The organism is Microbispora cellulosiformans (assembly GCF_008728085.1).
GTDB lineage: Bacteria > Actinomycetota > Actinomycetes > Streptosporangiales > Streptosporangiaceae > Microbispora > Microbispora amethystogenes.
In genome coordinates, this window is record NZ_VYTZ01000002.1 from 244154 (window position 1) to 259376 (window position 15223).

General features: G+C 73.6%; 11 protein-coding genes. 6 read left to right on the forward strand and 5 right to left on the reverse strand.

All coding sequences use genetic code 11. The features are described from left to right. The first annotated feature begins 26 nt into the window (after positions 1-26). Positions 27-3260: a helix-turn-helix transcriptional regulator gene (locus F5972_RS39140; RefSeq protein WP_318527507.1), complete on the forward strand. Its 3234-nt coding sequence runs from the start codon at positions 27-29 to the stop codon at positions 3258-3260. A gap of 37 nt (positions 3261-3297) precedes the next feature. Further along, a complete protein-coding gene (locus tag F5972_RS05245; protein WP_150931638.1) occupies positions 3298-4803 on the forward strand; it encodes an aldehyde dehydrogenase family protein in 1506 nt (501 codons plus the stop codon). 9 nt (positions 4804-4812) lie between these two features. On the opposite strand, the gene F5972_RS05250 is transcribed toward F5972_RS05245, so the two are convergent. The 4 genes from F5972_RS05250 to F5972_RS05265 form a co-directional block, all read right to left on the reverse strand. Further along, complete coding sequence (locus F5972_RS05250; protein ID WP_150931639.1) at positions 4813-6084, reverse strand: epoxide hydrolase family protein; 1272 nt, start codon at positions 6082-6084, stop codon at positions 4813-4815. Continuing rightward, on the reverse strand, positions 6081-6566 hold the full coding sequence (locus F5972_RS05255; RefSeq protein ID WP_225311183.1) for a MarR family winged helix-turn-helix transcriptional regulator: 486 nt from the start codon (positions 6564-6566) through the stop codon (positions 6081-6083). The genes F5972_RS05250 and F5972_RS05255 overlap by 4 nt, the downstream gene beginning before the upstream one ends. Before the next feature lie 104 nt (positions 6567-6670). Then, positions 6671-9640, reverse strand: coding sequence for an AAA family ATPase (locus F5972_RS05260; protein WP_150931641.1), 2970 nt, complete (start codon positions 9638-9640; stop codon positions 6671-6673). Positions 9641-9653: 13 nt separating this feature from the next. Then, entirely contained in the window at positions 9654-10325 is a 672-nt protein-coding gene (locus tag F5972_RS05265) for a hypothetical protein (protein WP_150931643.1), read from the reverse strand. 333 nt (positions 10326-10658) lie between these two features. On the opposite strand from F5972_RS05265, the gene F5972_RS05270 reads away from it, so the two are divergent. After that, complete coding sequence (locus F5972_RS05270; RefSeq protein WP_225311184.1) at positions 10659-11024, forward strand: carboxymuconolactone decarboxylase family protein; 366 nt, start codon at positions 10659-10661, stop codon at positions 11022-11024. A gap of 34 nt (positions 11025-11058) precedes the next feature. Further along, positions 11059-11808, forward strand: a complete 750-nt coding sequence (locus F5972_RS05275) for an SDR family NAD(P)-dependent oxidoreductase (RefSeq protein ID WP_150931645.1) — start codon at positions 11059-11061, stop codon at positions 11806-11808. 1 nt (position 11809) lies between these two features. Here F5972_RS05275 and F5972_RS05280 read toward each other — a convergent pair whose 3' ends face one another. Beyond that, positions 11810-13045: a nucleotide sugar dehydrogenase gene (locus F5972_RS05280; protein WP_150931647.1), complete on the reverse strand. Its 1236-nt coding sequence runs from the start codon at positions 13043-13045 to the stop codon at positions 11810-11812. Positions 13046-13210: 165 nt separating this feature from the next. Between F5972_RS05280 and F5972_RS05285 the strand changes: the two genes are divergently transcribed. Together F5972_RS05285 and F5972_RS05290 are read left to right on the forward strand one after the other, a co-directional pair. After that, the gene (locus F5972_RS05285; RefSeq protein WP_150931649.1) at positions 13211-14380 is read left to right on the forward strand and encodes a glycosyltransferase; all 1170 of its coding nucleotides are present in this window, start codon (positions 13211-13213) and stop codon (positions 14378-14380) included. Next, on the forward strand, positions 14377-15207 hold the full coding sequence (locus tag F5972_RS05290; protein WP_150931651.1) for an MraY family glycosyltransferase: 831 nt from the start codon (positions 14377-14379) through the stop codon (positions 15205-15207). The genes F5972_RS05285 and F5972_RS05290 overlap by 4 nt, the downstream gene beginning before the upstream one ends. Positions 15208-15223: the final 16 nt, after the last annotated feature.

A 15223-nucleotide genomic window follows, 5' to 3' on the forward strand; every position in this document is an offset into this window, starting at 1 on the left:
TGCCTTCACGGGTCGATGGGGTTCCGGTGACGCGGGTGCCGCGGCCCCGCGTGTACGACAGCGTGTACGAACCGGGCCGCGAGAGGAAGGGGTCCCGTCGCCGGGTGGAGGCCGACGGCGTCGTCACGGTTCTGTCGGAGCCGCGTGTCATACTCGCGAACGTGGTCACGCGTACGCCGCAAAGGGTGCTGATCGGGCGTTCCTCCGAGCTCGATCGGCTTGTGGGCGTGCTCGACGGCGCCGCGGCCGGGCTCGCGGGAGTCGCCCTGGTGGGCGGCGACGCGGGGATCGGCAAGACGCGGATCGTGACCGAGCTGTGCGATCTCGCGCAGCGGCGGGGGTTCGTGACGCTGGCCGGTCAGTGCGCCGAGCTCGGCGACGCGTTGCCGTACCTCCCGCTGGCCGACGCGCTGCGCACCGCCGCCATCGAGCCCGGGGGGCCGGTCGGCGAGGCCGTCGCCGCCCGCCCCGCCCTGCGGCGGCTGCTGCCCGGCGACGACGCGGGCCCCGCCGAGGAGACGGCCACCGGCGGGCTCGCCCAGCAGCGTCTGTTCGGGTCGGTCCTCGACATGCTGTCGGAGGTGGCCGGGCGCCATCCGGTGCTGTTCGTCTTCGAGGACCTGCACTGGGCCGACCGCTCGACGCGTGACCTGCTTGTCTTCCTCACCCGGATGCTGCAGCGGGAGCGGGTGTGCCTCGTCGGCACCTACCGCACCGACGACCTGCACCGCCGCCACCCGCTGCGCCCGGTCCTGGCCGAGCTGCGGCGCCTGCCGCTGGTCACCGCCGTCGAACTGCCGCCGCTGGGCGACGACGACATGGCGGCCTACCTCGCCAGCCTCGACCGGCACGGCGACGGCCCGGCGGGCGCGCAGCGGGAACGCGGCTTCGGCGCCCTGATCGAGCGGGCCGGGGGCAACCCGTTCTTCGCCGAGGAGCTGCTGGCCGCCACCGCCGACCACAGCCGGCTGCCGGGGACGCTCGCCGACCTGATGCTCGCGCGGGTGGAGGCCCTCTCGGACACGGCCCGTCAGGTGCTGCGGATCGCCGCGGTGGCCGGACGGCGGGTCGGCCACGACCTGCTGCGCGATGCCGCCGGGCTCGGGGACCTGCCGCTGGAGGACGCGCTGCGTGAGATCGTCTCGCGGCGGCTGCTCACCGCGGGCAGCGACGGATACGCGTTCCGGCACGCGCTCCTCCAGGAGGCGGTGTACGACGACCTGCTGCCGGGCGAGCGGACCCGCCTGCACGCGACCTTCGCCGCGCTGCTCGCGGAGCGCGGCGGCTCCCCCGCCGAACTGGCCCACCATCACCTCGCCGCGCACGACACGCCGGCGGCGCTGCGGGCGTCGGTGGAGGCCGGGCGAATGGCCTCCCGACTGGGCGCTCCGGCGGAGGCGCACCGGCACCTCGAGCGGGCGCTGGAGCTGTGGGACCAGGTGCCGGACTCCGGGCGCCCCGCCGGGGAGAGCCGGCCACGGATCGCGCTGGCGAGCGCCGCCGCGGCGGCGGCCGCCGGTGACTCCCACAGGGCCGCGGGGCAGTTGCGGCGGCTGCGCCGGGAGGCGGACGACCCCGTCCTCGTCGCCGAGATCGGCGAACGGCTCGCCTACTACCTGGCCGACGCCGACGACGACCGGGACGACGCGACCGCGTCGGCCCGGGAGGCGGTGGACCTCGCGCCGCACAGCCCTCTGCTGGCCAGAGCCCTGGCCACGTACGCGCGCACGCTGTGGTGGAACTACCGGGTCGAGGAGGCGACCGCGACGGCGGCCAGGGCGCTGGAGGTCGCGCAGGCGACCGGCGCCCGCGACGCCGAGGCCAGCGCCCTGGTCGTGCTGGCGCTGTCGGAGGAGTCCTCCGACGTCGAACGCGCCGTCGATCTGCTCACGCGCGCCACCCGCCGCCCCACGGGCGACCTGTCCATCGACCTGCGGGCACGGTTCAACCACGCGCGCATCCACTATGAGCACGGCCATCTCGCGGACGCCGCCCGCATCGCCGAGTCGGGGGTGCGGCTGGCCGCCGATACCGGGCTGACCTGGAGCGCCTTCGGCACCGACCTGAGGTTCCTGCACTACCTCATCCACTACGCGGACGGCGACTGGGACGCGGCCGAGCGGCTGGCCGGCGCGTTCGGCGTGCGGGTCGGCACCCGGGCGGAGGCCCAGCTCTCGTCGTTCGCCCTCTTCGTGGAGGTGGGCCGGGGACGCGCCGGAGCCGACGAGAGGCTGCGTTGGCTGTCCCGGTTCTGGTCCGACGACCTGGTGAGCTACATGGCGCGCGGGATGGCCGCCGAGCACGCCCTGTGGCACGGCGACCCGAAGGCGGCGCTCGAACACGTCGACGCGATCCTCGCGACGCTCGAACCGTTCGACCCCGGCCTGATCCGGATCGCGGCGACCGGCCTGCAGGCGCTCGCCGACCTCGGCCAGACCGGCGAGCGCTGCGACGACCTGCTGCGACGGGCCAGGTACGCCGCGGCGAACGGGCCCAACGGCCCGCGGGCGCGCCTCGGCCCGGAGGGTCTCGCCTGGCTGGCCCGGGCGGAGGCCGAATGGCACCGCGCGCACGGCACGGCAGGCCCGGAGGTGTGGCGGCGCGCGACCGAGGCCTTCGGCTTCGGCTTCGTCTACGAGGAGGCGCGGTCGCGCCGCCGGCTGGCCGAGAGCCTGCTGCGGACGGGTGACCACGCTGCGGCCCACGCCGAGTGGGAGCGGGCGGTGACCGTCGCCGCCGCGCTGGGAGCCGGGCCTCTCCTGGCGGCCCTGCGGGAGTCCGGGGCGCGCGCCGGGTTCCGGGACCCGACGGCGGCCGCCCCCGCGCCGGACACTCCCGCCGGTGAAAGCACGGCGGACGGTGGCACCACGACGGGCGGCGCGTCCGGACAGCGGCCGGGCGGCGCGTCCGGACAGCGGCCGGGCGGCGCGTCCGGACAGCGGCCGGGCGGCGCGTCCGGACAGCGGCCGGGCGGCGCGTCCGGACAGGCCGGCGGGCCCGCGGCGGGCCGGGAGCCGGGGCCGGGCCGGGAGCCCGGGCGGCTCGCCTCGCTCACCGCGCGCGAGCGGGAGGTGCTGGCCCACGTCGCGGACGGCCTGCCCAACCGTGAGATCGGCGAACGGCTGTTCATCTCCCAGAAGACGGTCAGCGTGCACGTCTCGAACATCCTCGCCAAGCTCGGCGTCTCCAGCCGCACCCAGGCCGCCGCGGTCGCCCTCCACGAAGGCCTGGCGGGCACCGGAGACGGAAATACTGTGTAATCGAGGCGTGAGAGCAGAAACAGTCGCGGAGGTTGCGGTGACTCGGCAGATCGTTTCCGTCATCGGGGGTGACGAGCTCACTTCGGGCACGCCGTACGCGTCCGTCAATCCGGCGCGGCCCTCGCAGACCGTGGCGCGGGTGACGCTCACGGACGCGGCGGGCTTCGCGGACGCCTGCCGCGCCGCGTCGGCCGCCCAGCGGGAGTGGGCGCGCGTTCCGGCTCCGGTGCGCGGACGGGTGATCGCCTCGATCGGCCGCCTCGTCGAGGCCAACACCGAGGCGCTGGCCCGCCTGGTGACCGAGGAGATCGGCAAGCCGTACGCCGAGGCGCTCGGCGAGGTCCGCGAGATCGTGGACACCTGCGACTTCTTCCTCGGCGAGGGCCGGCGCCTCTACGGGCAGACCATCCCGTCGGAGATGCCGGACAAGAGCCTGTTCACCTTCCGGGTGCCGGTCGGCGTCGCCGCTGTGGTGACGGCGGGCAACTTCCCGGTCGCGGTGCCCTCCTGGTATCTGGTGCCGGCGCTGCTGTGCGGCAACGCGGTGGTCTGGAAGCCCGCCGAGTACGCCGCGGCGTCCGCGCACGCGCTCTACCGCCTGTTCGCCGCGGCGGGGCTGCCCGCCGGTGTGCTCGGCATCGTGTTCGCCGACGGCGAGCAGACCTACGCCGGGCTCGACCGCGCGCTCGGCGAGGGCCTGGTGCAGAAGGTCGGGTTCACCGGCTCCAGCGCGGTCGGCCGCCGCGTCGGCGAGCTGTGCGGGCGGCACCTGCAGTCGCCCTGCCTGGAGCTCGGCGGCAAGAACCCGATGGTCGTGATGCCGGACGCCGACCTGGACCTCGCCGCCGAGGGCGCGTTGTTCTCCGGGTTCGGCACGGCCGGGCAGCGGTGCACCTCCCTGGGCACGGTCATCGTGCACGAGGACGTGCACGACGCGTTCCTGCGCCGGTTCACCGACGCCGTGCGCAGCGCGAAGATCGGCGACCCGAACGGCGACGTCCTCTACGGCCCGCTGCTCGACCACCGGTTCGCCGAACGGTACGAGGAGTACCTGGGCTGGATCCAGCCGCACCACACCGTGCTGCCCGGCCCGGTGGGCCGGATCGACGGCGAGGGCCTGTACTACCACCCGGTGGTCGTGGACGGCGTCCGCCCCGACGACCGGCTGTTCCTGGAGGAGACGTTCGGCCCGATCGTGGGCGTGACCACGTTCTCCACCCTGGACGAGGCGATCGACCTCGCCAACCGCCCGGGATACGGCCTGTCGTCGTCCATCTACACCTCCGACCCGAAGGCGGTGTTCCGATTCCGCGAGGGCGTGTCGGCCGGGATGGTCAGCGTCAACAACTCGACGTCCGGGGCGGAGGCGCACCTGCCTTTCGGCGGGAACGGCAAGTCGGGCAACGGCAGCCGGCAGAGCGGCATGTGGGTGCTCGACCAGTTCACCCGCTGGCAGGCGATGAACTGGGACTACTCGGGCCGCCTGCAGAAGGCCCAGATGGACGTCGCCGAGATCATGCCCGACCTGGGCTTCCGGCTCTGACCCCGCGACCTACCGCCGGCCGCGGAAGGTGCGGCGCAGGTCGTCGACCCACTCGCCGGGGATCTCCCAGGGGATGAAGTGGCCGCCGCGGTCGTGGGCGGTGAGGTTCACGAGGTTGTACCAGGCCGCCCTGTCGCTGCCGAGGAAGTGCTCCACCCGCTGGCCGGTGCTCACGCCCGGCGGGTTCTCGTGGGCCACGAAGGTGATGCCGGTGGGCGCCTCGACGACCGGCCACCGGTCGTGGGACGGGGTCCACGGATAGCGGTTGTTGTTGGCGTACGTGCGGATCGAGGTGCCGATCGAGTTCGTCACCCAGAAGATCATCGCGTGCGTGAGCAGGTCGTCCTTGCTGAAGACGGTCTCGACGTCGCCGCCGTTGTCGCTCCAGGTCACCCAGCGTTCCAGGATCCAGGCGAGCATCCCGGCGGGCGAGTCCGACAGCCCGTGGGCGAGGGTGCTCGGGGCGAGCACGTGTGCGGCGAGATGGACGGCGAAGCGCCTCTCCAGGGCGACGACCCGGGCGTGGACGTCCGCGGGCAGGCCGTCGGGGATGGGCCGGCCCCCGCTGAGGTCCCAGGCCCGGTCGCCGTTGAACATCGTGAGCTTCTGCCCCGAGCCGATGTGGAGGCCCAGCAGTTCATCGGCGTACTTGTGCCCGAGCTGGCCGGTGACCAGGGCGCCGACGTCGCATCCGGCCGCGGCGTATTTGTCGTGACCGAGGACGCGGGTCATGAGGACGTGCCAGAGGTCGGCGATCTTCCAGAAGTTCATGTCCGGGTGGCCGGGCAGCAGCGGGGTGGAGAACCCGAAGCCGGGCAGCGACGGCACGATCACGTCGAACGCCTCGGCCGGGTCGCCGCCGTACGCGCCGGGGTCGGCCAGGGGGTCGATCACCTTCGACCAGTGCCAGAACGTCCAGGGCCAGCCGTGGGTGAGGATCAGCGGCGTCGGGGCGGGCCCGGCACCGGGCCTGCGCATGAAGTGCACCGGCACGCCGTCGATCTCCACGTGGTAGTGCTCGTAGGCGTTGATCGCCGCCTCGGCCGCCCGCCAGTCGTATCCGTCGCGCCAGTAGCCGACGAGCTCCCGCAGGTAGGCGCCGTTCACGCCGTAGCTCCAGTCGCCGTCGCCCGCGTCGTCCGGCAGACGGGTCAGCTCCAGGCGGCGGCGCAGGTCGTCGAGCACGTCGCCCGGCACGTGGATCGGCCGCGGCTCCAGCGGGAACGGCCGCTCCCCGGCGCGGCGGGCCGCGGTCGTCTCGGCGGTCTCATGGCTCGTCATCGTTTCCTCCAGCCGTCGAAGGGGGGGTCAGCCCCGGCGACGCCCTCGCCGGTGCGGTGCAGCTCGACCATGCGGGCGAGGGCCGGGAGGGCCGCCGCGATGGCGGCCCGTTCCCCGGGCGCGAGCCGGGCGGCGAGGCCCGCGAGCCGTGCCGTGCGCTCGCTCCGCCGCCCCTCCACGATCGCGGCGCCGGCCGCGGTGACCCGCACGAGGACGGCACGGCCGTCCGACGGGTCCGGACGGCGCTCCACCAGGCCCTCGCGCTCCAGCTTGGTCACCATCTGCGTGATCGCCGACTGCGTGACCTGCTCGCCTGCGGCCAGGTCGGTGAGCCGCTTCGGACCGCCGCCCGCCAGCGTGTGCAGCACGGACAGCGTGGTGAAGCTCAGCCGCCGCTCCGCTGGCAGGCGGATGTGCATGCGCGTGAAGTCTTCGAGGACGTGGGTCAGCTCGGCCACGCTCAGCTCGGGGAGGTCGGGCACGCGGAGAACATATCAGAAACTTAATTAAGCAACTGAAGCAGATGAGAACGGCGATCCCCGGCGGGCAGTGCCCACCGGGGATCGCCGTACGGAAGGTCGCGGAGTCAGGCCTCGGGGCCCCGCCGGCCGTCGTAGCCGAGCAGCCGCATGGCGACCTCCGGGTCCATCGCCGCCGCGAGAAGCTGGGCCCGCTCGGCCGCCCGGTCCCTCGCCTCCTCGGCCTGGCGCCGTCCCGCCTGCTGCGTGCGGACCAGCAGGATCGCCACCGCGATGCCGCCGACCACCGCGACGAGCGCGACCGTCAGCAGCACCGCCGTGCCCGCCGGGACGCCGCCGGCGAAGGCGGCGCCCCGCGCGCCCTGCGGCGAGGCGAACAGCAACGCGCCGAGCAGCACGAACAGCACCACCGTGACCGCGAGGCCGATCACCGCCCACAGCGCGCCGTACGACCGGCGCCGCGGCGCGGACGGCTGCCCGAGCGGCGCCTGCCCGAACGGAGTCTGCCCCGGCAACGGCGTCGCGGACGCCGGAGGCGGCGCGCCGTTCCACGGCACGAAGTCCGGCTGGGGCGGCTGCAACGGCTGTGGCAGATGTCCGTTGCCGCCGGCCACGCCGTTCGGCTGCGCGACGAGCATCGGCGCGCCCCCGCCGGAGGAGGTGACGACGACCGACGCCTCCAGCGTCCGCGTCCTCGGAAGCGGCAGCTCGACCGGGACCTCGCTGTGGCCGCGATGCGCCTCCACCGCGGCCCGGTGATAGGTCTCGATCTCCTCGTAGAACTCGTCCGAGGCGTAGGCGGTGCCGTCGATCAGCGGCCCCATCCTGTTCTCGATGACCGCGACCACGTCGTCGCCGTTGAGCGTCTTGTGCTGCTCCAGCGCGTGCGCGACCGACAGCACCTCGCGGCGGTTCTCCCGCAGCAGCTCGGCCGTCTTCTCCAGCAACCGGCTGAGGTTGAACTCGATGCGCTCGGGGAGCATGTCGGGCACCAGTTCCTCGCGCGGGCCCGCCGGAGTGCCCGTGCCGCCGCCCCCGGGCTGCGGCTGGGCCGCCTTGCCCTCGCGCAGGCCGAGCTCCTGCAGCGCGGGCAGCGAGGCGACCCCGATGCCCATGCCCCAGTGGGCCTCCATCATGCCGGTGATGGCGGTGGCGGACTGCAGGTCGCCGGAGACGCCGGAGGAGTTGTCCTCCCCGAAGAACATGCGTTCCCCGGCGAGCGAGGCGAGGGACACCATGATGTCGGCCTCGTACTCCGACTTCCACCGGGTGAACTGGTCCTCCGGCTTGATGCTGGCCACCATGCCGAGGTAGTCGGCGCCCTTCTCGATCGTCGCCAGGTCGATCTCCAGGTGGTGGCGGGTGCGGTAGGCGGCGACGGCGTGGCAGGCCTCGTGCACCGCCACGGCGTGCCGCTCGCGCTCGATGTACTCGACGTCCTCCGGCGGCCCGAGCTGCTTGAGCCGCTTGGCCCGCATCACGTCCGACCAGGTGATGGACTCCCGGCCGTCCCGGATCGCGGTGATCAGCGACTCGTTGACCAGGTCCTTGATCGTCGCACCGGTGGCGTACGGGGTGATCGTGGCGAGCTTGTCGATCTGCTCGTCGGTGAGCTGGTGGCTGACCTTGTCGAAGTAGCCGCGGTAGGTGCGGATCCGGCCCGCCTTGGAGGGGTAGCCGACCTTGTAGATGCGGTCGATGCGGCCGGGCCGCAGCAGCGCCTCGTCCAGCGCCTCGGGCAGGTTGGTCGCCATCATGATGAGGATGCGGTACTTCGGCGGCGGCTTGGGCCGCATGCCGAGCAGCCTGCGCACGTACCGGTTGACGAAGCCGCGCGGCTTCTTCAGGCCGGAGATCTCGGTGAGCAGCGCCTCCAGGGTGCCCATCCCGCCACCGCCGCCCATGCCCCCGCCGTACATCAGGCGGTTGACGAAGGCGCCGGTGCGCGGCATCCGCGCGGGCTCCGCCGGCCCGGCCGGGCCGGCGGCGTGACGGCCGAGCACGGTGCGGGTGTGCGGGTCGAGGTAGGCGAAGCCGTGGCAGCCGGCCTCCTCGAACGGCGCGGGAACCGAGCGCCCCCAGCCGCCGGGCCCGCCCTGGGCGAGCGCGCCGCGGTTGCCGAGCGAGTCGGCCTCGTCGAAGAAGACGATGACGCCGCCGTACCGCAGGGCCAGCTTGCGCAGCTTGCGGAACAGCGACTTGACCTTGAGCACCCCGACGCCGAAGAACATGTTGATGAACGCGCCGGGGTCCACGAAGACGTACGGCTTGCCGGTGGAGCCGGCGACCGCCTCGGCCATCAGGGTCTTGCCGGTGCCGGGCGGGCCCCAGAGCAGGATGCCGCTCGGCACGTAGCCGCCCCTGGCCTCGATCTCGTCCGGCTTCTCCAGGAAGACGATGTTCTCCTTGACCCGCTCGACCACGTGGTCCTGGCCCCACACGTCGGCGAACCGCGTCTTGATGTCGTCGGGATAGTAGACGTCCACGCCGCCACGGGACAGGAACCAGAAGATCGCGACGAACTGCCCGACGGCGAGCACCATCAGCAGCATGACCTGCAGGACCATGGGGAGGAAGCCCCACACCGTGGCCGGCACGTTGAACAGCGCCTGCAGCGGCGAGGTCTGCTGCACCTTCGCGAGCACCAGCGCGATGACCACGATCCAGACGACCCACTTGATCGCCCGTGCGATGCGGTAGCGGTTCCAGTCGTTGAACCTGCGGTGCGTCCAGCGGTTCCAGCCGCCGAAGACGCCGCGTGTCCAGAACCGGTGGTATCCGGCCGAGCGCTCACTGATCAGGAAGTGGATCTGCCGGAGCACTTCGAGGCCCGCCAGCCACAGGATCCAGGACGCGTTCCGGACCGTCAGCAGGAAGGCGTCGGAGAAGGAGATGATGCCCTCATACGTGGCGATCTCGTTCCAGAGCAGCACGCCGAACGCGACGGCGAGCAGGATCAGGAACTTGCTCCTGTCCCACAGCGGCAGTCGTTTCCGGGTGCGCGGGTCGCGGTCCTCGGGACCCGACCCCGGTTCGCGAAGCCCCTCGTGGTGCTTCGGTGGGAGGGCCGTGCTCATATGAGGGGCTCCTTCACGGATTGATGATGCGCTTGACCTTGAAGGACTTGACGATCGCGGCGATCTCCGCCGCCCGCTGGCGGTAGCACGCGGGCGAGCAGCGGATGAGAAGGGTGGAGGCCGTCGTCCCGTCGGCCGACAGGTAGGCGGTCTTGTCGAACGTCTGCACCGGCCCCTCCGCCACCCGGTAGTTGTAGACGGTGTGGACGCCCTTGACCCCGTCCACGATGGGCAGCACCTCGTCGTCCAGCAGTTCGAAGCCGGACAGGCCCTCGCCCTCCAGTTCCTTCTGCTGGTCCTCCGTCAGCGGCACCGGCATCGGCGGGGACGCGCGCAGCAGGTTGAGCGACGCCGCGTTCTGCTTGTCCTCGCTGAGCTTCTCCACCTTGGCGAACACGAAGGGTTTGTCCTCGCCGCGCACCGGGCCCTGGACGAGGTGCAGGATCGACGGCTGGTCATGGGCGTCGAAGGCGGCCGTCCAGAAGGCCTGCTTCGCGAGCTGCGCGGTGGCCGACTCCGTGTCGCCGAAGAGCCGTTCGTCGATCGTCTTCTGGTCGATCTGACGCCACGAGACGGGGACCTTGAAGTAGGTGTCGCCCGCCTCGTCGTGTACGTAGGTGTACTGGGGGCCGGCACAGCCGGACAGCACGGAGGCGGCCATCGCCGCCCCTGCGACCGTTCCCACCACCCCGGTCCTTACCCGCGGTCTTTCCACCAGGGCCCAACCTCCGCTTTGCGGGTCTACGAGGTAGTAGTGCCCGTTCTCAAATCGTCCTTCTCACGGTAGATCCGCGACGCCTCGGAAAACTAGACCGAATCTTTCCCGGATCCGCACTCCTCCTGTTACATGGAGGTTGCATGGCGCCGTACCTGCCCGGTGGCAGGGTGGCGCGTCACGGATGGCGATACCCACCGGAGAGCGGCCGGAAGCGGCCCGCGGCCCATGAGAGGGCGTCCTGACGCGAGAACTCTTCGACGGAAGGTGTAACGCCTCGGCTGCCGGAACACGACAACCTGAGTGCATGCCGTCAGATTCACCGCGAAGGGACCGGACGCCATGGAGCAGGCCCACGGAGAGGACGGCGTCGCCGAAGGGCCGGACGGCCTCTTCGGCGCGACGGCGGAACGCATGTTCTCGGAGGTGTGGTCCCGGCCGGTCCTCACGGGCCGGGACCGCCGCCTGCTGCTGGTGGGCCTCCTCGTGGGCCAGGGCATGGACGACGCGCTGGAGCGCCACCTCGACACCGCCCTGCGGTCGGGCGAGCTGACCCCGGCCGAGCTGCGCGAGACCGTCGTGTTCCTGACCCTGTACGCCGGATGGCCCCGGGCGGCCCGGCTCAGCGCCCAGGTGGAGCGGCTGATCTGCCGCACCGCCCGCGCGTGACCCGGCGCGGCGGCGGGATGGGTACGCTGCCGTCATGCCCACCGCACTCATCACCGGCGCGACCGCCGGGATCGGCGCCGCCTTCGCCCGGCGCCTCGCAGCCGACGGGTTCTCCCTGGTCCTGGTGGCCCGCGACGAGGAGCGGCTGAGCGCCTCCGCCGAGGCGCTGCACAAGCGGTACGGCGTGACGGCCGAGACGCTGCCCGCCGACCTGACCACCGAGGAGGGGCTGGCGGCCGCCGAGGAGCGACTGCGCTCGGGCGTGGACCTGCTGGTCAACAACGCCGGGTTCGGGCATCCCGGCGGATTCCTCGACACCCCCGTGGACGACGAGGTCCGGATGCTGCGGCTGCACTGCGAGGCGGTGCTGCGGCTGACCCGGGCGGCCCTGCCGTACATGATCTCCAAGGGCCGCGGCGGGGTCGTCAACGTGGCCTCCGTCGCGGCGTTCCTCCCCGGGGGCACCTACAGCGCGTCGAAGGCGTGGGTGGTGAACTACAGCACCTCGGCGGCCTCTCTGGTCGGCCGGCACGGCGTGCGGGTGATGGCGCTGTGCCCGGGGTTCGTGCGGACGGAGTTCCACGGCCGGGCCCGGCTCGACATGTCCCATCTGCCGTCCTTCGCGTGGCTGTCGGCCGACCGCGTCGCCGCCGACGCGATGCGCGACCTCGCCCGGGGGACGTGGGTGAGCGTCCCGTCGGCCCGCTACAAGGCGATCGTCGCGCTTCTGCGGCTGCTGCCGCTCAACCTGCTCGGCCGGATCGCGCGGGTGCGCTACCGGTGACTCAGAGCCGCTCGACGTTCGGGCCGCGGCAGCGGCCCCGGGTGTCGAAGACGAACCTGCTCGCCCGCTGGACCAGGTCGTAGTCGTAGCAGTCGGGGGCGCCGAGCACCACGACCACGTCCGCGCGCGCCAGTTCGGCGGCGTCCGGCTCGACGACCTCGACGCCCGCGGGCACGAGCAGGTCGCCGGCGCGGGAGTCGGCGCGGGGGTCGGCGGCCCGCACCCGGGCGCCGAGCCGGCACAGCGACTTGGCCACCTCCACGGGCGTCAGGCCGAGCAGCAGGACCCGGCTGCCCCGGACCGCGCGGCACCGCCGGTTGAGCGCGAGGCCGATCCGGTCCACCACGTACGCCGGCATGTGCGCGTTGACGTCGTTGGCCGCCTCGACCAGCCGGAAGCCCCGCACGGCGCGGCCCCTGACCGCCCACGGCACGTACGCCACGTCGACCGGCAGGCAGGAGCCGGGCAGTCCCGGCCCGGGCCGCGCGCCGGAGCGGCCGTACGGGCTGGTGGCGGCGGCCTCGGCGGCCTCCCACACGTCGACGCCGAGCTGCCCGGCGAAGATCGCCAGCTCGTTGGCCAGGGCGGCGTCCAGGTGCGCGCGGGCGGCTTCCAGCAGGGCGCACAGCTCGGCCACGCGGGGCGAGGAGACCGGCACGGTCTCCCGCACCAGCCGCCCATAGAGGTAGGTCACGGCCCGCAGCGAGGCCGGGCCGACGCCCGACACGACCTTCGGCGTGTTCCCGATCCGCCAGCGGGGGTTGCCGGGCTCGGCGCGGCTCGGGCTGTGGCCGAGATGGAAGTCCTCCCCCGCCCGCAGCCCCGACCCGCGTTCCAGGATCGGCCCGGCGAACTCCTCGGTGGTGCCGGGGTAGGCGGCGGTCTCCACCACGACGGTCGCCCCCGGGCGGACGAAGGGGGCGACGCGGCCGGCGGCCGTGCCGAGCGGGCCGAGGTCGGGCGCGCCGTCCCGCGTCCGCACGGCGACGGTGATCACGCAGAAGTCGAACCCGGACGCGTCGGCGGGGTCGGCGCTGGCGATGTAGCGGCCGGAGGCGTGCGCGGCGGCGAGCTCGGCCGCGCCGACGCCCTCCACGCAGGGCTCCCCCGCGTTCAGCCGCTTGACCCGCCACTCGTCGTCATCGAGGCCGACCACGCGGAACCCGGCCTCCGCGGCGCGCGTCGCGAGGGGCAGGCCGGCCGGGCCCTGGCCCACGACCACCAGCTTCTCCGCCATGGGACGACTGTAGGAGCGGCCGCGCCGCCCGCCCCGCGATTGCCGGACGGACCGCTGTAAGGCTTGGGTACGGATACGGAAAAGTCTCTTCCGGCGCCGTCTGGGTGTCCGGTCGCGACGGGATAGGCGGGCTAGCTTCTCCGACATGATCAGGGAGCAGGCGGCATGAAACCGGACGACCGGATTCGTGTCATGGAGATAATCGCCCGGATGAACGTGAGCGGTCCCGCCACCCAGGTCACGGGGCTGTGCGAGCGGCTCAGCCCGGTGGAGTTCGACCACCGGCTCTACACCGGCTACGTGGACGGCGGCGAGGGCGACCATCTGCAGCTTCGCGACGCGACGATCCCGGTCCACCGGGTGCCGGGCCTCGGCCGGGCCATCAAACCGGCCGACGACTACCGTGCCCTGTTCGGGCTGGCGAACGCGATGCGCGAGTTCCGGCCGCACATCGTGCACACCCGGACCACCAAGGCCGGCGCGCTGGGCCGCCTCGCGGCCCGTCTGTCGGGCACGGGCGCGGCCCGTGTGCACACCTACCACGGCCATCTCCTGGACGGTCAGCTCTCGCGCCTGCGCCAGGCGGTCTACACCCGCACCGAGCGCCGCCTCGCGTCGATGACCGACCGCATCGTCACCGTCGGCGCCCGGGTGCGCGACGACCTCCTCGCCGCCGGGATCGGCCGGCCGGAGCAGTACGTGGTCATCCCCCCGGGCACCCGTCTCGGCCCGCTTCCCGACCGCGGGCGGGCGAGGGCCGCGCTCGGGGTCCCGCTCGACGCGCCGGTCGTGGCGTACGTCGGGCGGCTGAAGAAGGCCAAGCGGCCGGACCGGCTCGCGGAGGTCGCCCGGGCGGTCCTCGCGCGGCTGCCCGGCGCGCGGTTCCTCGTGTGCGGCGGCGGCGAGCTCAAAGAGGAGCTGGAGCGGGCCGTCATGCCGATGTGGGACTCCTTCCGCCTGCTCGGCTGGCGGCGCGACGTCGAGACGGTGTACGCGGCGGCGGACGTGATGCTGCTCACCTCCGACAGCGAGGGCACGCCGCTCTCGCTCGTGGAGGCCGGCATGGCGGGCCTGCCCGCCGTGGCCACGCGGGTGGGCAGCGTGCCCGAGATCGTCGTGGACCGCCGCACGGGGTTCCTCACCGAGCCCGACGCGGACGAGATGGCCGACCACCTCGTGCGGCTGCTGGTAGATCCCGGCCTGACCCGGCGGATGGGCGAGTCGGCCCGCGCGTGGACCTGCCGGGCGTTCGGGGTGGACCGGCTGGTGGCCGACACCGAGGCGCTCTACCGCACGCTGCGCGGCGCGGCGCGGTCGGAGGTGGGCAGCCGATGACACCCCTTCTGACCTCCGCGCTCGCCGGGGCCGCCGGCTGCCTGCTCGCCGCCGCGGCCCTGCGCCCGGTCCGCCGTACGGTGCCCTATCTGGGCGGGCTGACGCTCGCGGCGGTGACGGCGGGCGCCACGCTGGCCGCCCTCGGCCCGCCGGACCGGCGGGTGAGCGCGGTCCTGCTGGCCGCCGCGGCGGTGGCGCTGCTCGGCCTGATCGCGGACGTGGGGGCGCTGCCGCTCGCCACGCGCCTGATCGTGGAGTCGGTCGCGGCGGGCGGGGTCGTGCTGTGCGGCGTGCAGGTCACGCTGACGGGCGACTGGCCGGACGGTCCGGTCAGCGTGATGTGGATCGTCGCGATGACCAACGCCCACGCGCTGCTCGACCGGCGCGGCGGCGCGCTCGCCGGGGTCGCCGCCGTCACCGGCGCGGGTCTCGCCGGCGCGGCGCTCCTGCTCGCCGACCCGGCCCTCGCGGTGCCCGCGACCGTCCTGTCCGGCGCCTGCCTGGGGTTCCTCCCGTACGGCAGAAGGCGGGGGAGGGTGCGTCTCGGGCCGTCCGCCGCGCTGTTCGCCGGGTTCGGCCTGACCTGCCTTCCGGTCGCGCTCGCGGCGGGACGCGGCCCGGCCGCGATGACGGCCGGGATGCTGGTTCCCGCGCTGGCGCTCGTGCTGGGGGCCGGGCTCTACGGCGTCCGCCCCCGGCGGTCGGCCGGGGGCGGACGGCGGGGCGCGCCCGGGGGTGTGCCACGGGACGCGCGCCGCGGTGTGCGCCTGGGTGTGCGCCAGAGCGTGCGTCAGAGCGGGCGTCAGGGTGTGCGCCGCGGCGCCTGAGAGACCGGAGCCCGGG

What these genes read in the sequence shown, in the direction of transcription:
- F5972_RS05260 (WP_150931641.1), bottom strand. Translation starts at nt 9,640, where the DNA reads ATGAGCACGGCCCTCCCACCGAAGCACCACGAGGGGCTTCGCGAACCG.
- F5972_RS05275 (WP_150931645.1), top strand. Translation starts at nt 11,059, where the DNA reads ATGCCCACCGCACTCATCACCGGCGCGACCGCCGGGATCGGCGCCGCC.
- F5972_RS05280 (WP_150931647.1), bottom strand. Translation starts at nt 13,045, where the DNA reads ATGGCGGAGAAGCTGGTGGTCGTGGGCCAGGGCCCGGCCGGCCTGCCC.
- F5972_RS05290 (WP_150931651.1), top strand. Translation starts at nt 14,377, where the DNA reads ATGACACCCCTTCTGACCTCCGCGCTCGCCGGGGCCGCCGGCTGCCTG.
- F5972_RS05250 (WP_150931639.1), bottom strand. Translation starts at nt 6,084, where the DNA reads ATGACGAGCCATGAGACCGCCGAGACGACCGCGGCCCGCCGCGCCGGG.
- F5972_RS05285 (WP_150931649.1), top strand. Translation starts at nt 13,211, where the DNA reads ATGAAACCGGACGACCGGATTCGTGTCATGGAGATAATCGCCCGGATG.